Raw genomic sequence first — 25,283 nt, 5'->3', positions numbered from 1 at the left:
AAAATCTCTGTTTTAGACGTTCAAATAAAAAAGCGCCACTCCTAATTAAAGAGTGGCGCTTCGTTTATATCAGACTAAAAACGGGTTAGTTAAACAGACCTTTTAGGAGTCCATCTACTGCTTCCTTGGTTTTCTCATCTTTGATCTTATCCGTGAGTTTCTCCACACCACGATCGATCTCTTTCTGAGCTTTCTGTTTCAATACGTCGTCGAACACTAAGCTAAACTTAGGATCTGTCCAAGCACCTGTAACCTTAATTGGAATCGTTACATCTTTAAGGTCATCAATGCTCTTACCACCCTGACCTTCCAGTGAGCCCACAATAGAGGTGCGCACTAGGAAATCAACGGTCTCCTTGATGAAATTAGCCTTACCAGAACCAGTAACACGCAGCAGAGGTGATTGCGCTGAAAGGTCGTTAGTTGACACCCAACCTTTGTCGACTTTTAGTGTCGCCTTCATCGCACTGAAGTCAGTCTTTTGAACATCTTCGCTCTCGTCGTACTTCTCACCCTTGATCTTCGCATAGTTCTCACGAATCAGCTGTGCTACGTTGATACCGTTCACGGCACCATCGGCGAAGTTGATAACAATAGTACCCACTAGATTCTGCTTGATACCTGTTGGAGTTAGGCTCTTACCAGAAACATTCACGTCAATGTTACCAGTACCTTCGAGCATGTCGTTATTTGCAACATCCACCAGCAATGGTTGAACCTTAACGCCCTTAATCGCTTTCTTAGCCGTGTATGACGCTGGTGATTTACGAGCATCCAGAGTGGCTGTCGCAGAAATTGAGCCGTCATAGAGGTTAGACGTGAATGACTCTAGTTTTGCCACGCCACGGTTAACCGAGAATGCCGCTTTTACATTCTGCATATGAGCGTTGTTAGCTTTGAACTTATCAATCGTAATATCGCCTTTCACATCCAGCGTTTTCAGAGCAGTCAGGTCTGGTTCAACTTCTTTCACGGGCGCTGAAGACTCAGCTTCTTTAGCTGGTTGTGAAGCTGCTGACGCATCAGAAGTGCTACCCAAACCTAGAAACTCATCTAAATCAATATTCGGGCTATGTAGAGAGAAACGTACCTTAGGAATCTCAGATAGCGTCACATCCGCTTTACCGTCAAGTGCGATGCTGTTCGCTTGAAGCTTCTCTAATACAAAGCTCAAGTGACTCTTAGTTAGATCAAAACTCAGATCAGACAGCATATCGACTTTCATTGGTGATTGAGGAAGTGCATCACCTTTAAACGTAGAGTCTAAAGTTAGCTTGTTAAGCACAACTTTTGAAATCGCGCTATCAACCGTTAGTTCACCAGCGCCTTTCAGATCCAGTTCCATATCCGCAGCATTACCCACAACGCTGTATGTTAAGTTATTCACTTTGTCGAACTCGAACGTATCAAGACCAATCTTAGCCGACTCAATTTGAGTACTTGGATCGCTAAAGGTCGCATTCAAGTCTATATTACGCAGCGCATAGCTCGCGAAGCCTTTTGCCAGCTTCAAGTCTGCACTGCCTTGCGCCGAGAACTTCTGCTGATTGTTCTCTCCAGATGCAGAGAAAGTCGCTGTAGTCCACGTATCAGCCGCGAATTCAGATAGGTTAAACGCCACATCGTATAGCTTGATAAATGAACCCGCTTGTTTGTCATCCATCTCGAACAATGCATTCGATACAGTCACACCAGCGAGGTTAATCGTCCAGTTTGAGGCTGCACTTTCTTGTGGCGAAGTGGACTCTTCTTCTGGTCGAGTTGTTGTCTCTTCTGCAGGAGTAGCAGCGGTTTGAGCCTGTGTTAGCGCATCAATATTCTTACTGCCATCTTTTAGAGTTTCTAAATAGAATTCAGCGCCATCCAGCGTAACGTTACCGATCTCAAGTTGATTGCTAAAAAGAGGTGTAACAGAGATATCAACGCCGACGGTATCAACTTTGAATAAGTTAGGTTGAGTGAAGCCCTGCGGATTACGCAGTTCTGTCTTTCCTAGTTCAAAACCAATCGATGGGAAAAATTGCCAGCTGATGTCACCTTCAATCACAAGCTCTAAACCGGTGTGTTTTTGGGCTTGTTCGACAATCAGTGGTTTAAATTGGTTGGGATTCACTAACAGCACTAGCGCCAGAATCGCCGCGATAACGACAACAACTGGGATAGCTATGAAAATGAGTAGTTTCTTCATCCGCATATTCCTTGCTTAGATTCCAAAAGAAAGTGGCACTATAAAAGTGCCACTTATTCGATAAAAAATAAAGCTAAGTTAAGAACTTATAACTAAATTCTTACTTTTGTCAGATGGTACCGACTACGCCTTTAATAGCTTAGCAATGTGAGCTTTCAAAACGTCGATAGCGATACGGTTTTTACCACCACGAGGGACGATAATATCGGCATGCTGCTTTGATGGCTCAATGAACTGCATAAACATAGGACGTACTGTCTCTTGATATTGCTTCAGTACAGAGTCCATCGTACGACCACGCTCTTCAACATCACGCTTAACACGACGTAGTAGACAGATGTCTAGTGGTGTATCCATGAAAACACTCGCGTGCATCAGTTCACGTAGACGTGGGTCTGTTAGCAGTAGGATACCTTCTAAAATGATCACTTTCTTTGGAGTAAGTGTAGTCGTTTCAGAAGTACGTGTGTGCTCAGAGTAGCTGTATTCTGGAACTTCAACCGCGTTGCCGTTCATTAGCTCTTTAAGATGCTCACACAGTAGATCGTGATCTAATGCGTTTGGGTGGTCGTAGTTTGTTTTAACACGCTCTTCCATACTCAAGTGGCTTTGGTCGCTGTAGTAGCAATCTTCCGTGATAACACCAATTTGATGGTCGCCTACTTTTTCGCGCAACTCATTATAAATAGTACTAGCAATCAGACTTTTTCCTGAAGCTGAAGCGCCAGCGATACCTACGATGACACATTGATTATTATCAGACATTATTTTGCACCCGATATGGTTTTGGTGATGGGAATAGATAAACCGCCTGATTATAGGGGCTAAGCTCTATAGATTCTAGTCGCCATTTCAGCAAAATACCGTCAAATTGATGATCTAAATGGATTAAATCAAAATAAACGTTTGCTTAATGACCAGTGCCCATCAACCACTTGCACACTCTGTATAAATTATAAACTACTCAACCATTGAGAAGTTAATCGCTTCTGGTTTCACTTTGCCCGTCCAGTACATCTTACAGGCTACATTTTCGGCCAAATCGAGGTAATGACGCGTATGCTCGCTGTCTGGTCGACGCACTACGGTTGGCATTCCCGCATCAATATCTTCACGGACATCGATGTGCAGAGGGATCTGAGCAAGAATATCTAGGCTAAACTCAACGGCCATAGCTTCAGCGCCACCAGAACCAAAGATATGCTCTTTTTCACCACAGTGGCTGCAGATATGGTAGCTCATGTTCTCAACAAGCCCCGCTACTGGCACGCCTACTTTGTCAAACATTGCTACACCTTTACGAGCATCCGCTAAAGCAAGGTCTTGCGGTGTAGTCACAACAATCGCCCCTGTAACTGGAATTTGCTGAGACAGAGTCAGTTGAATGTCACCTGTACCCGGCGGCATATCGATCACCAGATAATCCAGATCCGGCCATACCGTTTCATTCATGATCTGGCCAAGAGCTTTCGCTGCCATTGGACCACGCCAGATAGCTGCATCATCTTTTGATACCAAGTAACCAATTGAGTGAGTGAAGATCCCATGAGCTTCAATAGGAATCATCCATTTATTGTCACGCACTTCTGGTTTCGCTTGCATTTGGCCAAGCATCATAGGTACAGAAGGACCATAAATATCAGCATCCAATAGACCAACTTTAGCGCCTGACTTTGAGAGTGCTAACGCTAAGTTTACTGAGGTTGTTGATTTACCAACGCCCCCTTTAGCAGACGTCACCGCAATAATATTTTTCACGCCTTTGACGGGGCTTGATACGGTTGTTTCAAGTGCAGCAGGCTTAATTCGAACTTCAAAGTCGAACCCAGCGACTTTCTGCTCTGCGATTTGATGTGATATCCAGTGTGATAGCTCTTCTACTAAGCTATTGGCCGCAAATGGAAGCGTAATGATGAATGAACCCTTTGGGTCTACCGTCACCATATTCGGTTGCGATGCCCATTCAGGGATTAGAAGTACAGATTCAAACTCATTCAGCCAAGAACAAAAATCTTGCTTTGATGTGAAGTTACGCATTGGGGCTCCTTTTTTTGATTTATGCTATCACCCCCTGACGAAAGACTGAACCCTTAAAAAACTAAGGGATTCGTCAATTTGATACCTTGGCGTGACACCTGTTATAAAGTAGTATTACACATCAAATTTATACCCATCAAAAAGAAGCGAAATTTAAGTATGGCAAACGATCCAAGAACTCTTGATTCAAGGAAACTACTGGTCACTTGTGCCCTTCCGTATGCTAATGGTTCGATTCACCTAGGTCACATGCTTGAGCACATTCAAGCTGACATTTGGGTGCGCTACCAACGCCTACGCGGCAACACTGTAAACTTCATCTGTGCTGACGATGCTCACGGCACGCCAATCATGCTAAAAGCACAACAGATGGGTATTACACCAGAAGAGATGATCGCTGCTGTAAGTGAAGAGCACCAGAAAGACTTCGCTGGCTTCGATATTAGCTTTGACAACTACCACAGCACACACTCAGAAGAGAACCGTGAGCTGGCTTCACACATCTACCTAGAGCTTAAGAAGAACGGCTTTATCTCTAGCCGCACTATCTCTCAGCTATTCGACCCTGAGAAAGAGATGTTCCTACCGGATCGTTTCGTAAAAGGTACATGTCCTAAGTGTAAGTCAGAAGATCAATACGGCGACAACTGTGATAACTGTGGCGAAACATACAGCCCAACAGAACTTATTGATCCTAAGTCAGCAGTATCTGGCGCAACACCAGTAATGAAAGACTCTGAGCACTTCTTCTTCGACCTACCTCAGTTCGAGAGCATGCTACAAGAGTGGACTCGCTCTGGCTCTCTTCAAGCTGAAACAGCGAACAAGATGCAAGAGTGGTTTGAGTCTGGCCTACAACAGTGGGATATCTCACGTGACGCGCCATACTTCGGCTTTGAAATCCCAGGCGAGAAAGACAAATTCTTCTACGTATGGCTAGACGCACCTGTTGGCTACATGGCTTCATTCAAGAACTTATGTAACAAGACTGAAGGTCTAGACTTCGACGAATACTGGAAGAAAGACAGCACAACTGAACTTTACCACTTCATCGGTAAAGACATCGTGTACTTCCACTCTCTATTCTGGCCTGCAATGCTAGAAGGTTCTGGTTTCCGTAAGCCAAATAACGTATTCGTACACGGCTACGTAACGGTAAACGGCGCTAAGATGTCTAAGTCTAAAGGAACGTTCATCAAAGCAGCGACTTACCTAGATCACCTAGATCCAGAATGTCTACGCTACTACTACGCAGCTAAGCTAAACAGCCGCATTGATGACCTAGATCTAAACCTTGAAGACTTCACTCAACGTGTAAACGCTGACGTAGTAAACAAGATTGTTAACCTTGCATCTCGTAACGCAGGTTTCATCACTAAGCGTTTTGAAGGCAAGCTATCTGACAACTTCGCAGAGCCAGAACTGTACAACGAATTTGTTGCAGCTGCTGATCGTATTGCTGAGCTTTACGAAACTCGCGAATTTGGTCGTGCAATCCGTGAAATCACGGCACTAGCAGATAAAGCAAACCAATACGTTGACGAAAAAGCACCGTGGGTTGTAGCGAAAGAAGAAGGTAAAGACCAAGAACTGCAAGACATCTGTTCTGTTGGTATTAACCTATTCCGCGTTCTAATCACGTACCTGAAACCGGTAATGCCTGAGCTAGCAGCACGCACTGAAGCATTCCTAAACGAAGAGCTAACGTGGGAAGGCATGGCTGCACCACTAACTGGTCACGAGATCACTAAGTTCAAGGCACTGTTCAACCGTATTGACCCTAAAAAGGTTGAAGCGATGATTGAAGCTTCTAAAGAAGACGCAGCAGCAGAAGTTGCAGCGAAAGAGGCGGCAGAAGCAGCTAAGAACAAAGCAAGTCAAACAGAGCTTGATAAAGATCCAATCGCAGACGAGATTGAGTTCGATGCGTTCGCAGCAGTCGACATGCGTATTGCGCGTATTATCTCTTGTGAAGAAGTGCCAAAGGCAAACAAACTGCTTAAGTTCCAACTAGACATCGGTGGTGAAACTCGTCAGGTGTTCTCTGGCATTAAGTCAGCGTACAAACCTGAAGAGCTAGAAGGCAAGCTAACTGTAATGGTGGCAAACCTTAAACCTCGTAAGATGAAGTTTGGTATGTCTGAAGGCATGATCCTAGCAGCCGGCCCTGGTGGCAGCGACCTATGGATCCTTGAGCCGCACGAAGGTGCACAGCCAGGTATGCGTGTAATGTAACGCCAACCACTGAATTAAAAATCCCCATCGCAGCAATGCATGGGGATTTTTTATTTCTGTTGATATCCCACATTCTCTGATACATTCCCCCCTCAACTTTTCAGTCGAAAATACGCTTAATGTACAAATACGAAACTCGCTATTTTCGACTCACTGCCGAATTAGGATTCCTGTGACTAACAATGAAATCTTGCGCCGCATCCAACACGCGCTAAACCTGAAGAACGCTCAAATCATCAAAGCCTTTGAGCAAGCAGACTCTACCGTTGCGCATGACCAAGTAAACAACTGGCTCAAAGCCGAAGGTGAAAAGTCATTCTCAAAAATGAAAGATAAAGAGCTGGCAATCTTCCTAAATGGTTTCATCAATCTTAAGCGTGGTAAGAAAGAAGGCGAACAACCGAAACCAGAAGTATCACTGACTAACAACATGATTTTCATGAAACTGCGTATTGCATTAAACATGAAGGCTGAAGATGTACTGGATGCATTAGAAGTGATGGGAATTAGCCTAAGTAAGTACGAAATCGGTGCCTACTTCCGTAAGCCGAACAACAAGAACTACAAGGCTTGTGAAGACCAACTATTGTGCGACTTTTTAAGCGGTGTTCAGTTCTCTCAACGTCCAGATTCAGAAGAGTTTGCTGGGTAAGTCTGCCTCTGTTCGCAAAACGGTAAACGAGAATAAAAAACGGCGAGCTATCAGATAGCTCGCCGTTTTTGTTTATTCGCTGAAATCAGACTATTGGCTGTATTTATTAGCTGTCGTCTTCAGTAAAGTTCGTTGGCAGCGTCGTTTTCATTTCGTTCCAAATCTGTCCACTTGCAACACCGTAGTTACGGATCACTAGAGGCAAGTTTTCACGTTCGCCGCTCTCACAGATTACTAGTAGCTCTTTATAGAAATCCATCGCTAGGCGACGTGCTTCTGGGTTCGAGAAGTAGTAGCTACCGATACGATCATAAAGCTTACGAACACCATTGAAGATCAAACCGTAGATTTGGTTACCTGAATGAAACGCAAGGCGCTGGAACAACATGTAGTCGTAAAAGTTGAACGTTTTAGCGATAAGAATCGCTTGGCGTTTCTCTTCGTCTTTTTCGTTGTCTTCTTTTACTGCATGCTTAATTTTTTCTGCGTAAGGAGAAGATTCTACAAACTCATCCCACGTTTTAGACGCAAGCAGTGCTTCACATGATTCAATCACGTTGATGATTGTGCGCTCAGAGTTCTCTTTGTTCGCCTTAAATGCATAGCGCATAAAGATAGGGCTGATATTTGTACGTGCTGCAAGCAAGTCTTCTACGATGTTAGTCGCATTATCAACGTCTAGCGTCATTAGCGTGTCTAGAATATGCAGACCCGACGTTTCCATGAACTGGTTCACCTTAGTTGGCTTACCATGTTGAATCGTCAACCAACCGTCACGGGCTAGACGCTGCAATACTTCACGTAATGTGGTACGGGTAACACCGATTAATTCAGACAGCTCACGTTCAGCTGGTAGGATTGAGCCAGGGGGAAAACGGCCATTCCAAATACTTTCAATAATATACTTCTCTGCAAATCCTGCCGGGCTCTTCGCCTTAATGACCATCTACACTTCAATCCAATTTAATTATTTTGCTTTAATTGACTCATCATACCACTAGTTAGCGCCTCGCGGAAACACCTCGAAAAGTTTACTGGCACCAAACCCACAATAGAGCTAAAACTCTAAATTGCAGCACACGTTTGCACCTTTAGTCTAATATCGCTGCAAGGTATAACACCAAATTAAACAAAAATTTAACACAACATTTTATCAATTAAATCAGAGATATAGCTCATATTTTTAGATCTATTAAAATGCAATATTAAGTTGTAATAATCGAACATAAGGTGAGATTATTATGTAAATTTCAATCATTTCACGCAAATATTGATTCTAGTCGGTTTTTCTCACAATTTTAGTGTTATGCTTGCGCTACTTTGATCGCGTTTTTCAACAAAAAAGAGGTATTTTTAGGCCAACAGAGCATTTCCTGTTGACTAAATGTTATCTAAGAGTAGAGTTGCGCTCAAAAATGAGCAGTGCACGAGTTTCTAAGGGAGTGACTTGGCAAGGCCACAGAACATTACATGGAATGTAGTTTTTCTAAGTCACTGTTAGTTATAGTTTTTAACAAATTTCTATAGCTCGAAGCTCGAATGTTGTATTGCTTGTCAATTCATAATCAACATAAAAGAGTATTAACATGCCGATGTCTCTCGGAAACGCTTTCATCAAGAACTTTCTTGGTAAGGCTCCTGATTGGTATAAAGTTGCCATCATTTCGTTTTTAATCATCAACCCATTTGTTTTTTTCCTCGTTGATCCATTTGTTGCGGGTTGGCTATTAGTCGTAGAATTTATTTTTACGCTGGCAATGGCGCTCAAATGTTACCCTCTTCAACCGGGTGGTCTGTTGGCTATTCAAGCTATCGCAATTGGCATGACCAAACCTGAAATGGTTTACCACGAAATCCAAGCCAACCTACCAGTATTACTCTTACTCGTCTTCATGGTTGCCGGTATCTACTTCATGAAAGAGCTCTTGCTCTTTATCTTCACAAAGATACTGCTTGGCATCCGTTCTAAGATTCTACTTTCTGTTGCATTCTGTATTGCAGCTGCATTCTTGTCAGCATTCCTAGATGCACTAACGGTTATCGCAGTAGTAATCAGTGTGGCTGTCGGCTTCTACTCTATCTACCACAAAGTGGCTTCAGGTAAAGGCTCTAACTCAGCACACGACCACACTCATGATGAAGAGATTTCAGAACTGACTCGTGAAGACCTTGAAGACTACCGTGCATTCCTTCGTTCACTGCTTATGCACGCAGGTGTTGGTACAGCCTTAGGTGGTGTAATGACCATGGTAGGCGAACCTCAAAACTTAGTTATCGCTAAACAAGCGGGTTGGGAGTTCGGTGAATTCATCATCCGTATGCTGCCGGTAACACTGCCGGTATTCATCTGCGGTATCATCACGTGTGCGCTAGTTGAGAAGCTAAAAATCTTTGGCTACGGTGCAAAACTGCCTGCTAACGTTCGTCAAATCCTTGTTGAGTTTGATAACACGCAGAAAGCAAGCCGCACTAAACAAGACATCGCGAAACTTTGGGTTCAAGGTGCAATTGCAGTATGGCTAATCGTAGGTCTTGCTCTACACGTAGCTGAAGTAGGCCTGATTGGTCTATCTGTTATCATCCTAGCAACTGCGTTCACAGGTGTAATCGAAGAGCACTCTATGGGTAAAGCGTTTGAAGAGGCACTGCCATTTACCGCTCTACTTGCTGTATTCTTCTCAATCGTTGCTGTAATCATCGACCAAGGTCTATTTAAGCCTGTTATCGATGCGGTACTTCACGTAGAAGACAAAGGTGCACAGCTTGCCCTGTTCTACGTTGCGAATGGTATCTTATCTATGGTATCGGATAACGTATTCGTTGGTACGGTTTACATCAACGAAGTGAAAACTGCGCTAGTTGAAGGCATCATCAGCCGCGACCAGTTCGACCTACTAGCAGTAGCGATCAACACAGGTACTAACCTACCTTCAGTTGCAACACCAAATGGTCAAGCAGCCTTCCTATTCCTACTGACTTCTGCTCTAGCACCACTTATCCGCCTGTCTTACGGCCGTATGGTAATCATGGCATTGCCTTACACTATCGTGCTGGCTCTAGTTGGTCTTGCTGGTATCGTGTTCTTTGTTGAGCCAATGACAGCTTGGTTCTACGATGCAGGTTGGATTGTGCAACATACTGGTGAAGTGACCTCTGTGATTTCAAACGGCCACTAATCGCCATAACGTGTCGTAAAGCTAATAAGTGAATCTAAGTAATGAAAAATAATCATTGATTAGGAAACTTATCCAAGATAAAAAGCTCTGAGTAATCAGGGCTTTTTTAATTTTATTGAAGGACTAAATTCGTGAACTTTCTTGTAATGCTCAAAGATTTCTCTAAAGGCCGACTTTCTTGGCTATTGTTACTTGGCTTCGTAATCTTCTTTGAAGCATGTGCGTTGTTCTTCCAACACGTTATGATGCTTGGCCCATGCGTAATGTGCATCTATGAGCGAATTGCTATGCTCGCCATTGGTGTTGCTGCAATGATTGGCGCTATCGCACCTAACAACCCTATAGTACGTTGGCTGGGCTTGGCTGGATGGGGATTCGGAGCCTACAAAGGTTTAATGTTATCGCTCGAGCACGTCGACTATCAGTTCAACCCATCTCCTTTCGCAACCTGTGATCTGTTCGTGACTTTCCCAAGCTGGGCGCCATTGAATGAATGGGCACCTTGGATGTTTGAGGCTTACGGCGACTGCGCTAAAGTTGTATGGCAGTTTGTTGGTTTATCAATGCCACAATGGTTGGTGGTGATTTTCGCAGGTAACCTGATTGCACTGGGGTTCATCGTGATCTCTCAGTTCGCTAAATCGAAATAGGCGAAATTTGAAATACCAATAAAAAAGTCGACCGATAAGGTCGACTTTTTTGTTTTTCTGTTTAGCGAGCCGTTAGTTTAAAACTAAGCTTGCGATCGACCGCAGCACTGCTTGAACTTCTTGCCGCTTTCACATGGGCAAGGGTCATTTCGGCCAATATTTTTAAACGGGTTTACGCTTTGAGCTTTGTTACCTAACATGGCTTCATCTGCAGCCAATGCTACTTCGTTAACCATTAAATCAACTTGACCAACTAAATCTGCAAGCGCAGGTGGATTTTCCAGTCCTGCGGCTACCATTTGCTGCTGAGTCTGTTCTTCATCGATAGCTAACATCAGTGTCGTCAGAAGGGCTTGAAGCATTCTCAGTGTACCGTCAGCCATATTCGCTTGTTGCCACTGCTCTTCCACAGTCGGCCAAACCATCATAAAACCTTCAGCGACATCGGCAAATTGCTCATTGAAATCACCTTCAGCAAGAACCTCTGTCAGTAAGTATTCACTGCGCTGAATTAGATTATGTTGACGGTTAATCTGTTCAGTCACCAAACCGATGAAGCTCTCTTCTGCTTCTGGCGAGATTACAGCCAGCCACTCTTTAGGATCTAGTGGCTTAGTAGCAAGGTTAGATGCCAAGATTGCACCTTCAACAAACTGAGGCGTACACTCTTGCGGCAAGCCATCTTGGTTTAATAGTTGATATGTCATTAATACTTCATCGTTCATATGAGATTTGCGCTAAGTATACTCGTTATCGTCCATCTGCACAGTTTACCTTTGGCTGAATTTACCGAGATGAGGTAAATTTTCCGAAAACGTGCCAATAGTGACAATCAGCAAGGGACACCGTACAATCACGCCTCTTTATTTTCAGGACAGAGATGTTTCGGTAGTTCGATATGCGAGTAATACTAGGCCCGATGGAGGGTGTGTTAGACCACCTAATGCGAGAGATCCTCACAGAGATCAATGACTACGATCTTTGTGTAACGGAATTCGTTCGCGTCACCGATCAGCTGCTACCACCGCACGTCTTTCATCGTCTATGTCCAGAGCTGCACCAAGGCTCTCAGACTATGGCTGGTGTCCCTGTTCACGTACAACTGCTTGGTCAACATCCAGAATGGATGGCACAAAATGCTATTCAGGCAGCAAACCTTGGTGCTAAAGGTATTGACCTTAACTTCGGCTGCCCGGCTAAGGCGGTTAATAAGAGTAATGGTGGTGCTTCTCTACTCAAAGAGCCCGACCTTATCTATAAGGTCGTGAAAGCATGTCGCGAGGCAGTGCCTGAACATATCCCTGTATCAGCTAAAATTCGCCTTGGTTGGGAAGATCCTGAAGAGTGTTTTGAGATTGTCGATGCCATTGAGCAAGCTAAAGCTGATGAGTTAACAGTCCACGCCCGCACTAAAACCGGAGGTTACAAAGCCTCGGAGATTAAATGGGATTACATCAACCAAATCCGTCAGAAGACGACGCTACCACTCATTGCCAATGGTGAGATTTGGAACTACCAAGATGGTCAGAACTGTATTAAAGCGACAGGTATAGACTCCCTAATGGTGTGCCGTGGCGCGTTTAATGTTCCAAATTTAGGTAACGTTGTAAAACACAATCACCAACCTATGCCTTGGAAAGAGGTGTTAGCATTGCTGTTGCGCTATTCTGAGTTTGAAATTGAGGGCGACAAAGGGCTTTACTACCCTAACCGCGTCAAACAGTGGTTTGTTTATCTGCGTAAAGAGTACCCAGAAGCGGAAGAGATCTTCCGTGAGATCCGTACCTTTAAAAAGGCGGCACCAATCGTAGAACACATTCAGCGCTACCAAGATAAACTGTTAGCAGCTCCGATAGCCTAGCTCCTCAAAACAATGTATTCGTCGACAGAGCGACATTCAACGTCGCTCTGAACATTAGAATACAATCTTGTTCTTACCTGTCGTTTTCGCAAGATACAGCTTCTCATCCGCACACTTAAACACTTCGTCAAAGTTCAAGTGAGTGCTTTCAGACTCAACAATGCAAGCACCACCGGAAACCGTGAAGCCTCCTTCGATAACATGGGTCGACTGTTCACAAATCGCAGTCTTCACACGATGGAGAATGTTCTTCAACGTCTGACGCTCTTCTCCCCTTAGGTAGACCACGAACTCCTCTCCACCAAACCGAGCGCCAACATCACTACTACGAATCCCATTGTGGATCTGACGCGCCATATAACGAATCACTTCATCGCCTTTATCGTGACCGAAGGTATCGTTGATGCTCTTGAAGTTATCAATATCAAATACCACCAGCACGAACAGTTCGTCATGTTGAACATTACGCCAAAACGCCTCTAGCCCACGTCGGTTGAGCAAACCTGTCATCGGGTCTTTAGCAGCAAGTTCTTTAAAATAGCCCTTTTCAATTGTGCTATTGATGTAGAAAAAGATCATTACCATGAACAGATACACAGTGAGCGCTACGAAGACACTGTCCGTTTCCGTCTTAACAAAAGCTTTCAGCTCTTTCATCACGTCAAGTTGATAAAAGATCATATGGTGTGCAGCGACACCATTTAGCTCCAAAGGCTGTATCCACACTGCGTCATCAGGCGGCAGTGCATGAGTAAGGTCGACTATATTTATCTGGCCAGCGAGTAGATGACTCTGTGACGCCAGTAGCTTACCTGAGTCGATATCCACAGAAAGCATGCCTTGATGGCTGCCTTTGTAAAATACCGGTATCGTCATGCTAATCACTCTATCCAACGTATCGGTTCGATAAGTGGGGCCAGCTAGGGTTAACAGATCTGGGTTGTTGGCTGTTCTCTGCCAATATGGGCGGCTCTTAATTGTCGACAAGAGCTCTTTCCCTAAGCCTTTGGCGAAATCCTCAGGTGAAGAGATCACATACCCCTTAGCGTCAATAAAATGAACGCCAAAGTAGTAATCATCTAATTGCGCTAAGAAAGAGAGAATGGGGGCGAGCGCCACTTTCTCACTGGCACTTCGATAGGCATCACTCAATTCAGAACACAACGACTCATTGCCAACCAACATATAGTTAATATCAACGGAAGGGATATCTGCGGTTTTACCGTCGGCAAGCAATAGGCCATCAATCGGCCATATACGGCACACGCCATCTACTACGGTCTTATTGTGGTCTAAAAATAGGGGGTTACTGGATTTGTAGTAATTAGAGAAGCTGTAGTCGAGAGCAGTAACAACCGTTGTCGTTCGTTCAAACGCATCAATGATTCTTTGATATTCGTACGTAACTTCTTTCTCTACCGCATCGAGGTGATTTTTAGCGATAAGCGCAAGTAACATGCTGATAATAATGGCGGGAAAGCCAAAAACAAAGGTTAGGCTAAAGTGCCTATTAACTTTCATAAACTGTATGCTCTTCTGCTTATCTATTTCCCATTAATATTATTACATCAGTAACGACATTCAACCCGATAAAATTATGTAATTTGTTATTTCACAAATAGATATGACTCGAAAACTTAGCCCCTTGTCGCTGATGAGTCGAACAAGGGGCTACTTTAATGGTAACTAGTGAGTGAGCAATAGGGATTAGTTAACAAGCACTAGCGAAGAGACCGGTTTTAGTGATAATTGCAGCTGGCCACCTTTAACGCTCAACACAGAGTTTTCATCGAATAGCGAGCTCAGTTCACCAGATTCAAGCCCTAGCTTCCAAACTGGAAGCGTAACCTCAGAGACTGATGAACCAAGGTTTATGGCAACTAACGTGTGTTCTTGGTCCAAGCTTCGAGTATAAACCAACACGTTGTCGTCACAGTAAAGCTCTTGGTAAGCGCCTGTTTGCAAACTTTGACGATCATGTCTCAACTGAATGAGTCTCTGAGTAAAGGCAAACCAGTTCGACGTCTGTTCTTCTCCCCACGGGAAACAACGTCGGTTATCTGGGTCTTGACCACCTTCGAGTCCCACTTCAGTACCGTAGTAAAGGCAAGGCGTTCCGACGTAGGTCATCAGTAACGTCAGAGCAATAGCCTGTTTCTGTGCATCACCGTCAAGCAATGAGATAAAACGCGCAGTATCATGGCTGTCTAGTTGATTCAATTGAGACAGTTGATTCTGCCAAGGCACTTTTGCACGAGCTTCAGCTAACCAATCAGAGAAATCTCGCATACTGATATCAATTGGCTCATAAGCGATGTCTTGCTTAGCCAAAAGAGCGCGAACGGGATGAGCAAACCCGTAGTAGTTCATGGAGCCATCTTCTTGGTCTCCCTGCAGCCACGAAGTCGCTTCAAAGAAATGCTCTCCGAGTATGTAGGCATCTGGGTTTTGGCTTTTAGCCGCGTTACGAAACTCTCTCACGTAGTGGGCGTTGTTATAAGCACCCTCGCCTTCGCCAAGCATATGGATCACATCAAAACGCCACCCATCAATGCCATAGGGTGCTTTAAGCCAGTGTTTGATCACCGAATCTTCTGATTGATAAATATAGTCTCGAACCGAGTCATTGGAGAAGTTCAATACGGGCAGAGAGTTAATACCTTTCCAACCTACGTAACTTTTCGCGTCATCTTCATTGAAAAAGTAGTAGTCATGGTACTCAGAGTCAGGCTGACCAAAAGCCCCGGTGCCACTTGTACCTAACTTATCAAACCATGGATGCTCAACCGACGTGTGGTTAAACACCGCATCTAACACCACTTTCATACCTCTAGAATGCAAATCAGCTGACAGCGCAGCAAACTCTTGATTGGTACCAAAGTGAGGATCGACATTGTAATAGTCGGTGGTGTCGTATTTATGGTTGCTTGGCGATTCGAATATTGGGTTCAAGTACAGCGCCGTAATACCCAAGTCTTGCAAGTAATTGAGTTTGCTATGTATGCCAGCTAAGTCTCCACCAAAGAACTCCGCAGCACCAGTGCCATTATGACCTTCAACATCAGCCCCCCACTCTTTTACCACGACATCAAGAGTGCCCTCTTTTAATCGGTACTCGCCAAACTGAACACTAATCTCTGGGTTCCCGTTACAAAAACGTTCTGGGAAAATCTGGTAAAACACTTGCTCAGCTACCCAGCTTGGCGGTTGATGATCAGCATTGTATTTAAAGTGATGCGCACGGCTTGGCATACGCAAGTGAACGCCTTGTGAATCCAACCAGAATTGGCCAGTGTTATTCAATAGCTTAAAGGTATAGTGAGTAATGGATTGATCAGAGTTAAGTGGAATCTGCGCTTCCCAGACAAAAAGTCGCCCCTGTTTTCCGACCAAAGACATGTCCACCAGATACTCTTCATTGTCTGGTTCATGGCGAATTTGCACCTTAGTCCAGTCATCACGATCTGTATGGAGCTTTAAAGTAAGAACTCTTTGCTCAAGTTGAACATAATCGCAGGTTTGAGCATGGAATAGATATGGACGCATAACGAATCTCGAACGTTGATTGATTCGCTAAAGATATGAAAAATCCTATTCGTAACAATGTGAAAACTATCAACAATTAAAGTGGATCACGCTTTGTAGCCCTACATTGTTCAAATAAAGTTCACTGGTTAGTGTTTTGTAGGGCTATCGTTTACTGCACGCTTGTCGCTTGATCTAAAATGGAAGTTGGCAATGTGATTCGAAACTTCTTTAGTGCCTCAAGATTTATCTTGAGAGTTGAGCTTTTAGGCGTTCTTACATTTAGCTTCCCCGGCTTTTCACCCTCTAAAATCGCAGCCACATACTCTGCCGTTTCTAAGCCAATTTGGTAGTAATCAAGACCAGCTCCAATAACCGCACCATTTTTGACATACGCGGTGGTCCCCGCAACGACAGGTGTGTTCTGGCTATCGGCGGCTTGAATCAGATCATCGATGGCACTTGCCACTGTATTATCGGTCATCGCATACACCACATCAGATTTGGCAGCCACCAGACGAGTTTTCTCTTCCACCTCATCAACAGTGAACACTGGCTCGATATGCAGTGTTAAATCGTATTGTTTCGCTGTGTCTCTCAGCATTGACGTTAGAGCGACTGCATTCGACTCCCCTGGGTTATAGACAACACCGATAGAATCTACATCGGGCATCAACTGTTTAATAAGCTCGACGTGTTGATGCACTGGTGAGAGATCAGACAAACCCGTTACATTGCGACCCGGCTTTTCCAAACGTCTTACCAGACGCGCACCAACAGGGTCCGTCACTGCTGTAAACACAATAGGAATGGTGCGCGTTGCTGAAACCAACGCCTGAGAAGATGGAGTCGCGATTCCAACCAGCACGTGTGGGTTTTTGCTCACTAATTCTCTAGCAATCCTAGCGGCTTGGGCAGGCTTACCGTCTGCGACTTGTGATGTCAGCTCTAAATTCTTACCATTTTCATAACCACGAGATTTTAAGCCATCAATCAGCCCTTTATGCGCTGCGTTTAAGTCAGGGTGATCGATAATCTGGGAGATAGAAACTTTTGCACTGCTTGCTAGAGAGACGCCAGAATAAAAGAGCGCCACCACACTAAACAACATGGCACTCGACCAATTCAACCTCATTTTCATCAACACTCCCTGTGATGCACTCTCTTGCCTGCTTCTATATATCCACTGTTGCATAAATAGAATGGCGTGTTATTACATTACTGATAGTATTACCAGTAAGAGTAAAGTAACGAAAGCTAAAAGTAACAAAAGTGCAACAAGTGTCGAATTTATGAGCTAGCTTCAAAAATTAGAGTGAAAGGTCTGAAATGGAAAATCAAAAAGGCGACTAGGCGCACAAAAGAACAGTCGGAGTAGAAGAGTTCAAAAACGCCCCAAAGGAGTCTCTAGGGCGCAGTGTTTTATGATGTTGTTTGAACCTTGGTTTAACTTAGAACCAACGCTCCATTGATGACTTATCAAGTTGTCGGAAGGCCCGATTCAAAATAATCGCCAACTCTTTATAGCGTGGGCGAGACTTCATTGGCTCTAAAGCAAAGCCAGTTTCAGTAATCTTTTCATGCAGTTCACGATACCAAGATACCAATGCTGGTGGCAATTGCGTATTGGATCGGTTACCCAGCCACCACATGCCTTGCAGTGGTAAGCTAATCGCAAACAAGGCCATAACGACGGCTTGTGGCATCGCTTGATAATTGTTGAATACCATCTGCGTTAAAATGCTGATCGCGGCGATCGCTGGCATAACCTTAATACCAAAGCGAGTAGCCTTAATGATGCGTTGCTCGGGAAAGATCGCATTTAACTCTTTTCTGACAGGCCAGAGATCCATGTACTTTTGGCCATCTTTTAAACTACTGGCTAACCCAACTCTATTGCTCATATGAGTCTCCCGTTAAAAAAAAGTTGAAATCATCAACTAAAAACGCAAAAAATTGACGAAAAATAATATTCTTTCAAATTTTTTTGTTATATTTGCACAATATCGCTATTATTTGCAGACCTCAATCTCATTGTTGCCCTTATTTACAATTTAAGCAACTTTGTGACGACCTCTGCAAGGATTGCACCTGTCCCTTTTATGACGAAAGGCGACATTCACTTATACGGAAATTAATGTTTTTTTGACCAAGATTAGTACGCAAGCTTGTGTGCTTCGTCTATTCTTGTGATTGATTTTCACCCTTAACTGATTTTATCAGACAAATTTACAGGTAGTCATTCATGTCTAAGCTAGTTTTAGTTTTAAACTGCGGTAGTTCTTCTCTTAAATTCGCTGTTGTTGACGCAGAAAACGGTGACGAGCATCTAACAGGTCTTGCAGAGTGTCTGCACCTTCCTGAAGCTCGCATCAAGTGGAAACTTGACGGCAAACACGAAGCTCAGCTAGGTAATGGCGCGGCTCACGAAGAAGCGCTAGCGTTCATGGTAGAAACTATTCTTGCTTCTAAGCCAGAACTTGCTGAAAACCTAGCAGCAGTTGGTCACCGTGTTGTACACGGCGGCGAGAAGTTCACTCAGTCTGCACTAATCACTGACGACGTACTAAAAGGTATCGAAGACTGTGCTGCTCTAGCACCACTTCACAACCCAGCTGCGATCATCGGTATCAAGGCGGCTCAAAAGTCATTCCCTGGCCTACCAATGTCTGCTGTATTTGATACTGCATTCCACCAAACAATGCCTCAAGAGTCTTACCTATACGCTCTACCGTACAACCTATACGAAGAGCACGGCATCCGTCGTTACGGCATGCACGGTACTTCTCACCTATTCATCGCTCGCGAAGTAGCTGAGCAACTAGGCAAGCCAGCTGATGAAGTAAACATCATCAACTGTCACCTAGGTAACGGTGCATCTGTTTGTGCAATCAAGAACGGTAAATCTGTAGACACTTCTATGGGTCTTACTCCTCTTGAAGGTCTAGTAATGGGTACTCGTTGTGGTGACATCGATCCTGCGATCATCTTCCACCTACACGATTCTCTAGGTTACTCTGTTGAAGAAATCAACAACATGCTAACTAAAGAGTCTGGCCTAGCTGGTCTAACTGCAGTTTCTCCAGACTGTCGTTTCGTTGAAGACAACTACGGTAAAGAAGAAGCAGCAACTCGCGCGATGGACGTAATGTGCCACCGCCTAGCGAAATACATCGCTGGCTACACTGCAACTCTTGACGGTCGTCTAGACGCTATCGTATTCACTGGTGGTATCGGTGAGAACGGCGCTCCAATCCGTGAACTAGTACTCAACCGCCTAGGCATCTTCGGTATCGAAGTTGACGGCGAAGCTAACCTGAAAGCTCGCTTCGGTGGTGAAGGTGTTATCACCACTGCTGACAGCCGCATCCCTGCGATGGTTATCTCTACTAACGAAGAGCTAGTAATCGCTGAAGACACTGCACGTCTAGCAGGTCTTTAATCAAGATTTATACCGCTAGCTCATCCTGGCTAGCGGTATTTTGATACAAAAATGGGGCTCAGCTTCTATTCCTATTCCTACCCTCCAATAGGAATATGAAGTTGAGCTTTTTTAATCCAATAGCTAAAGGTACTTATACGAATGTCTCGTACTATTATGCTTATCCCTACAAGTGCTGGTGTTGGTCTAACTAGCGCAAGCATGGGTGTTCTTCGCGCAATGGAGCGCAAAGGCGTTAAGGTTTCTTTCTATAAACCAATCTCTCAACCACGCTCTGGTGGTGATCAACCTGATCTAACTTCAACTATCGTTGGCGTAAACAGCGATGTTAAGATCGGTCAACCTCTAGCGATGTCTGTTGCTGAAAGCCTAATCGGTAACGACAACATGGACGAGCTACTAGAAACTGTTGTTGAGCGTTACAACCAGATCAACAAAGATGCTGACGTAACACTTATCGAAGGTCTAGTACCGACTCGTAAGCACCCATTCGCTAACCAAGTGAACGCAGAAATTGCTGCGACTCTAGGTGCTGAGATTGTACTTGTTGCAACTCCGGGTACAGACAACCCAGCTCAACTTAAAGAGCGCATCGAAGTAGCATGTTCTAACTTCGGCGGCACTAAGAACAAAAACATCTCTGGTGTTATCATTAACAAGCTTAACGCTCCAGTTGATGAAGCAGGCCGTACTCGCCCTGACCTATCTGAAATCTTTGACGATTCAGACAGCGCTCAGCAAAGCGAACTAAAAGTGATGGAGATCTTCAACACGTCTCCAATCCGTGTACTTGGTTGTGTACCTTGGAGCATCGAGCTAATCGCGACTCGTGCTGCAGACATGGCTTCTCACCTAAACGCTGAAATCATCAACGAAGGTGAACTGAACACTCGTCGTATCAAGAGCATCACGTTCTGTGCGCGTTCACTGCCTCACATGATTGAGCACTTCAAGCCAGGTTCACTACTAGTAACTTCGGCTGACCGTCCTGACGTAATCGTTGCAGCAGCACTAGCAGCAATGAACGGCGTTGAGATCGGTGCAGTTCTTCTGACTGGCGGCTACGATATCCCTGCGGAAATCGAAGAGCTAATTAAACCAGCTCTAGAAAGCGGTCTACCAATCTTCAAAGCGCAAGGTAACACTTGGCAGACATCTCTAAACCTACAGAGCTTCAGCCTAGAAGTTCCAGCTGACGATAAAGAGCGTATCGAGTTCATCAACGAACACGTTGCAGGCCACATCGACGGCAACTGGATCGAGTCTATGACGGAAGGTACTCAGAAGTCTCGTCGTCTAAGCCCACCAGCATTCCGTTACCAGCTAACTGAATTCGCTCGTAAAGCAGCTAAGCGTATCGTTCTTCCTGAAGGTGACGAGCCACGTACAGTTAAAGCTGCGGCTATCTGTGCTGAGCGCGGTATTGCGGAATGTGTGCTTCTAGGTAACCCTGAAGAGATCAAACGTGTTGCTGCACAGCAAGGCGTTGAGCTAGGTGCTGGCGTTAAGATCATCAACTCTGACGAAGTACGTGAAAACTACGTTGCTCGTCTAGTTGAACTACGTGGCGCGAAAGGTATGACTGAAGTTGTTGCTCGTGAGAAGCTACAAGATTCAGTATTCCTAGGCACAATGATGCTTGAGAACGACGAAGTTGATGGCCTAGTTTCTGGTGCTGTTCACACGACTGCGAACACTATCGTTCCTCCGTTCCAAATCATCAAGACTGCACCTGATGCGTCTATCGTATCTTCTGTATTCTTCATGCTGCTACCTGACCAAGTACTGGTTTACGGTGACTGTGCGATCAACCCAGATCCAACAGCAGAACAGCTTGCTGAAATCGCTATCCAATCTGCTGATTCTGCAGCGGCATTTGGTATCGAACCACGCGTTGCTATGATCTCTTACTCTACTGGTGAATCTGGTAAGGGCGCAGACGTAGATAAAGTACGTGAAGCAACGAAACTTGCTCAAGAGAAGCGTCCAGATCTAGTAATCGACGGCCCTCTACAGTACGACGCGGCTATCATGGAAAACGTTGCAGCTTCTAAAGCTCCGAACTCTCCAGTAGCAGGTAAAGCGACTGTATTCGTATTCCCAGATCTAAACACGGGTAACACGACTTACAAAGCGGTACAACGTTCAGCAGACCTAGTATCTATCGGTCCAATGCTTCAAGGTATGCGTAAGCCAGTAAACGATCTGTCTCGTGGCGCTCTAGTTGACGACATCGTATACACAGTTGCTCTAACGGCTATCCAAGCTGACCAAGCAGCTCAAGCTGAAGAAAAAGTAGTTAACTAATTCTCTTTTTCAGAAAGCAAAAACCCTAGATGATTATCTAGGGTTTTTTTATGCCTGAAGAAAAGTGAATCAATTACTGATTCTAACCGCGCCCATGAGGTGAGTCTAAGTCCAGCTCTGGACCTTTTGGTACCACTTGCGTTGGGTTTATACCAGTATGGCTGTAATAATAGTGACGCTTGATGTGGTAGAAATCTGTCGTCTCTTTAATGCCCTTCACTTGATACAGCTCTTTCATGTAGCCATTCAGGTGTGGGTAGTCGGCAATACGTTTTTTATTACACTTGAAGTGCCCTACATACACTGCATCAAATCGAATCAAAGTCGTGAACAAACGCCAATCCGCTTCGGTAATGCTATCTCCAGCTAAGTAACGACTTTTTGCTAGGTGTGCATCGACTTTATCCAGAGCACCAAATAATCCTTCATATGCTTCTTCGTAAGCCTCTTGGGTAGTCGCAAAGCCACAACGGTAAACACCATTGTTGATGTTCGGATAAATAAAATTATTCCACTCATCGATCGTGTGACGAAGTGCAGGTGGGTAGTAATCATCGTTATTGCTTGTTAAGTCGTTAAACGCAGAGTTGAACATGCGAATGATCTCTGATGACTCATTACTCACGATAGTGTTGGTTTTCTTATCCCACAGAACTGGCACCGTAACGCGACCAGTATAATCCGGCTTAGCTTGTGTGTAGATTTGGTGTAGACGGGTATGGCCAAACAATGGCTCAGGCAACCCCATTTGCCAACCTTCGCTCATCATGTCAGGGCACACAACGGTGACATCGATATGTTCAGTTAGGCCTTTAAGCTCACGGAAAATAAGTGTTCTATGTGCCCAAGGGCAAGCCAGAGAAACATACAGATGGTAACGTCCACTTTCGGGTTGAAACGGCGCGTCTGCGCGGTTCTCTACCCAGCTACGAAAGCCTGCATCTTCACGAACGAACTTTCCATTGCTTGCCTTAGTGTCGTACCAGACATCATGCCACTCACCTTGTATTAACTTACCCATCTTGAACCCCTTCATATCCGAACTTTTTATACCAAACACAACCAGTATAAAAAAAGCCAACTTTTTCAAAACTAGAAGAAGTTGGCTTAGTTGTTCGAATTATTTGAATAAGCGCTACAGACAAAAAAAGCGTGACCGTTTGACCAGCCACGCTTAAGCCTGTCACAGGCTGAATTACGTTTTATTAAACCTGAACATGAAGACAAGATACCGCGTGAACGTCGTTACCTTGAATCTTAGGTTTTGTCTCTGCACACGCCTCTGTCGCTTGAGGGCAACGAGTACGGAATACACAGCCTGATGGTGGGTTGATTGGTGATGGTAGATCACCTTCCAACATCTGAATTGTCTTGCTGCGCTCAATACGAGGATCCGGGATTGGAACTGCAGACATCAGTGCCTTGGTGTATGGGTGTTTAGGATCAGAGAACAGTGCATCTGATTCGCCTAGCTCAACAGCATTACCTAGGTACATTACCAATACACGGTCAGAGATGTGTTTAACCACTGACAAATCGTGCGCGATGAATACCAGTGAAAGACCTAGCTCTTTTTGCAGCTCTTTCAGAAGGTTAACAACTTGTGCTTGGATAGATACGTCAAGTGCCGAAACCGGTTCGTCACAGATGATCATCTTAGGCTTTAAGATAAGTGCACGCGCGATACCGATACGCTGACACTGACCACCAGAGAACTCGTGTGGGTAACGGTTGATTACGTTTGGTAGTAGACCTACCTTCGCCATCATCTCTTTAACGCGGTCCTTTACTTCCTGCTTAGAAAGCTCTGGGTAGAACGTCTCTAGCGGCTCAGCAATGATGTCACCTACTGACATACGCGGGTTAAGCGATGCAAGTGGGTCTTGGAAAATCATCTGAATCTCTTTACGAGTTTCACGACGTTGAACCTCTTCCATTTTCGTTAGGTCTTGACCTAACCACATTACTTCACCGTCTGTTGCTTCAACCAATCCGATGATTGCACGAGCAAATGTTGACTTACCACAACCTGACTCACCTACTACGCCCAGCGTCTCGCCTTCATAAAGGTGGATATCAACGCCATCAACCGCTTTAAGGTTAGAAGGCTTAGCCCAAGGCCATGCAGATTTAGCAGCGATGCTAAAGTGAACCTTAAGGTCTTTAATGTCTAATAGTAACTGCTTATCTACACTCATTTTTTCCAAGCCTCCCAATCAGAAAAACATGCACGTTGACGGTCATTTCCGAATGGCGTCAGAATCGGTGCTTCTTGCTTACAACGGTCCATTACACGATGACAGCGGTCTTGGTAAGGACAGCCTGGTGGTAGACGAAGTAAGTTTGGCGGGTTGCCTGGGATAGTTGGAAGAATCTCACCCTCTGTATCTAGACGAGGGATCGCTTTCAACAGACCTTCCGCATATGGGTGGCTTGGGTTGTAGAAGATTTCATCTACAGTGCCGTATTCCATGGTACGACCTGCGTACATAACAAGTACTTTGTCACAAGAACCCGCAACAACACCCAAATCGTGGGTAATCATGATGATTGCTGTATTGAACTCATCTTTCAGTTCGTTCAACAGCTCCATGATTTGTGCTTGAATAGTTACGTCCAGTGCTGTTGTCGGCTCATCGGCGATAAGCAGCTTAGGACGACAAAGTAGCGCCATTGCAATCATTACACGCTGACGCATACCGCCGGAGAATTCGTGTGGGTACATGGTAATACGCTTACGCGCTTCTGGAATCTTAACGGCTTCAAGCATACGTACAGATTCTTCGAATGCTTCTGCTTTACCCATGCCTTTATGAAGCATTAGAACTTCCATCAATTGATCGCTTACCTTCATGTAAGGGTTAAGCGAAGTCATTGGATCTTGGAAGATCATCGCGATCTGTTCAGCACGAACTTTGTTTAGCTCTTTTTCTGGAAGGTTAAGAATCTCTTTACCTTCAAATTTTGCACTACCAGAGATGATGCCGTTTTTTGCCAGCAACCCCATGATAGAGAATACAGTCTGTGATTTACCTGAACCTGACTCACCTACGATACCTAGCGTTTCGCCTTGGTTAAGTGAGAAGTTCAAGTCATTTACTGCGGTTACGATACCATCTTGAGTGGTAAATTCGACGCGCAGGTCTTTGACATCTAATAAGCTCATCATTGCTTCCTTAATCTTTTATAGCTTTTATATTTTTATTTGCT

The 25,283-nt window shown here is 44.6% G+C and carries 19 protein-coding genes; 7 read left to right on the top strand and 12 right to left on the bottom strand.

What is annotated here, in order from left to right; genetic code table 11:
• Positions 1–85 precede the first annotated feature (85 nt).
• From VFDL14_RS07970 to apbC, 3 genes are all read right to left on the bottom strand, one after another.
• Positions 86–2,188 (bottom strand): AsmA family protein, encoded by a 2,103-nt coding sequence (locus tag VFDL14_RS07970; protein ID WP_032552026.1) that lies wholly within the window; start codon positions 2,186–2,188, stop codon positions 86–88.
• A 123-nt stretch (positions 2,189–2,311) separates the two neighbouring features.
• Complete coding sequence (gene udk, locus VFDL14_RS07975) at positions 2,312–2,953, bottom strand: uridine kinase (protein WP_032552025.1); 642 nt, start codon at positions 2,951–2,953, stop codon at positions 2,312–2,314.
• A gap of 195 nt (positions 2,954–3,148) precedes the next feature.
• Positions 3,149–4,225, bottom strand: coding sequence for an iron-sulfur cluster carrier protein ApbC (gene apbC / locus VFDL14_RS07980; protein ID WP_032552024.1), 1,077 nt, complete (start codon positions 4,223–4,225; stop codon positions 3,149–3,151).
• Between the two features lie 159 nt (positions 4,226–4,384).
• Here apbC and metG point away from each other — a divergent pair, with 159 nt between their 5' ends.
• Positions 4,385–6,460 carry a methionine--tRNA ligase gene (metG, locus tag VFDL14_RS07985; protein ID WP_032552023.1) on the top strand — a complete coding sequence of 692 codons (2,076 nt, stop codon included), beginning with the start codon at positions 4,385–4,387 and terminating at the stop codon, positions 6,458–6,460.
• A 172-nt stretch (positions 6,461–6,632) separates the two neighbouring features.
• Positions 6,633–7,112: a DUF1456 family protein gene (locus VFDL14_RS07990; protein WP_032552022.1), complete on the top strand. Its 480-nt coding sequence runs from the start codon at positions 6,633–6,635 to the stop codon at positions 7,110–7,112.
• 106 nt (positions 7,113–7,218) lie between these two features.
• Here VFDL14_RS07990 and fadR read toward each other — a convergent pair whose 3' ends face one another.
• A complete protein-coding gene (gene fadR, locus VFDL14_RS07995) occupies positions 7,219–8,058 on the bottom strand; it encodes a fatty acid metabolism transcriptional regulator FadR (RefSeq protein ID WP_032552021.1) in 840 nt (279 codons plus the stop codon).
• Positions 8,059–8,698: 640 nt separating this feature from the next.
• Here fadR and nhaB point away from each other — a divergent pair.
• Both nhaB and dsbB read left to right on the top strand, forming a co-directional pair.
• The gene (gene nhaB / locus VFDL14_RS08000) at positions 8,699–10,288 is read left to right on the top strand and encodes a Na(+)/H(+) antiporter NhaB (RefSeq protein WP_032552020.1); all 1,590 of its coding nucleotides are present in this window, start codon (positions 8,699–8,701) and stop codon (positions 10,286–10,288) included.
• A gap of 146 nt (positions 10,289–10,434) precedes the next feature.
• Positions 10,435–10,938 carry a disulfide bond formation protein DsbB gene (dsbB, locus tag VFDL14_RS08005; protein WP_032552225.1) on the top strand — a complete coding sequence of 168 codons (504 nt, stop codon included), beginning with the start codon at positions 10,435–10,437 and terminating at the stop codon, positions 10,936–10,938.
• An 83-nt stretch (positions 10,939–11,021) separates the two neighbouring features.
• Here dsbB and VFDL14_RS08010 read toward each other — a convergent pair whose 3' ends face one another.
• Positions 11,022–11,645, bottom strand: a complete 624-nt coding sequence (locus tag VFDL14_RS08010; RefSeq protein ID WP_032552224.1) for a YecA family protein — start codon at positions 11,643–11,645, stop codon at positions 11,022–11,024.
• 191 nt (positions 11,646–11,836) lie between these two features.
• Between VFDL14_RS08010 and dusC the strand changes: the two genes are divergently transcribed.
• A complete protein-coding gene (gene dusC, locus VFDL14_RS08015; protein WP_032552019.1) occupies positions 11,837–12,799 on the top strand; it encodes a tRNA dihydrouridine(16) synthase DusC in 963 nt (320 codons plus the stop codon).
• 54 nt (positions 12,800–12,853) lie between these two features.
• Here dusC and VFDL14_RS08020 read toward each other — a convergent pair whose 3' ends face one another.
• The 4 genes from VFDL14_RS08020 to yfbV form a co-directional block, all read right to left on the bottom strand.
• Entirely contained in the window at positions 12,854–14,320 is a 1,467-nt protein-coding gene (locus tag VFDL14_RS08020; protein ID WP_032552018.1) for a sensor domain-containing diguanylate cyclase, read from the bottom strand.
• Between the two features lie 186 nt (positions 14,321–14,506).
• Positions 14,507–16,345, bottom strand: a complete 1,839-nt coding sequence (gene malZ / locus VFDL14_RS08025; protein WP_032552017.1) for a maltodextrin glucosidase — start codon at positions 16,343–16,345, stop codon at positions 14,507–14,509.
• 151 nt (positions 16,346–16,496) lie between these two features.
• Entirely contained in the window at positions 16,497–17,459 is a 963-nt protein-coding gene (locus VFDL14_RS08030) for an ABC transporter substrate-binding protein (protein WP_152549261.1), read from the bottom strand.
• Positions 17,460–17,775: 316 nt separating this feature from the next.
• On the bottom strand, positions 17,776–18,228 hold the full coding sequence (gene yfbV, locus VFDL14_RS08035) for a terminus macrodomain insulation protein YfbV (protein ID WP_032552015.1): 453 nt from the start codon (positions 18,226–18,228) through the stop codon (positions 17,776–17,778).
• Positions 18,229–18,569: 341 nt separating this feature from the next.
• Here yfbV and VFDL14_RS08040 point away from each other — a divergent pair, with 341 nt between their 5' ends.
• A complete protein-coding gene (locus tag VFDL14_RS08040; protein ID WP_032552014.1) occupies positions 18,570–19,766 on the top strand; it encodes an acetate kinase in 1,197 nt (398 codons plus the stop codon).
• 141 nt (positions 19,767–19,907) lie between these two features.
• Positions 19,908–22,073, top strand: a complete 2,166-nt coding sequence (pta, locus tag VFDL14_RS08045) for a phosphate acetyltransferase (protein WP_032552013.1) — start codon at positions 19,908–19,910, stop codon at positions 22,071–22,073.
• Between the two features lie 82 nt (positions 22,074–22,155).
• On the opposite strand, the gene VFDL14_RS08050 is transcribed toward pta, so the two are convergent.
• The 3 genes from VFDL14_RS08050 to VFDL14_RS08060 all read right to left on the bottom strand — a co-directional run bounded on the left by VFDL14_RS08050 (position 22,156) and on the right by VFDL14_RS08060 (position 25,239).
• Complete coding sequence (locus VFDL14_RS08050) at positions 22,156–23,094, bottom strand: glutathione S-transferase family protein (protein WP_032552012.1); 939 nt, start codon at positions 23,092–23,094, stop codon at positions 22,156–22,158.
• 184 nt (positions 23,095–23,278) lie between these two features.
• Positions 23,279–24,271: a murein tripeptide/oligopeptide ABC transporter ATP binding protein OppF gene (gene oppF, locus VFDL14_RS08055; protein WP_032552011.1), complete on the bottom strand. Its 993-nt coding sequence runs from the start codon at positions 24,269–24,271 to the stop codon at positions 23,279–23,281.
• Complete coding sequence (locus VFDL14_RS08060) at positions 24,268–25,239, bottom strand: ABC transporter ATP-binding protein (RefSeq protein ID WP_032552010.1); 972 nt, start codon at positions 25,237–25,239, stop codon at positions 24,268–24,270. The genes oppF and VFDL14_RS08060 overlap by 4 nt, the downstream gene beginning before the upstream one ends.
• Between the last annotated feature and the right edge of the window lie 44 nt (positions 25,240–25,283).

Origin of the sequence: Vibrio fortis (assembly GCF_000695685.1) — a bacterium.
GTDB classification, from domain to species: domain Bacteria; phylum Pseudomonadota; class Gammaproteobacteria; order Enterobacterales; family Vibrionaceae; genus Vibrio; species Vibrio fortis_A.
Note: the sequence above shows the minus strand (reverse complement) of the source record. Positions and strands in the feature narration are given on the sequence as shown.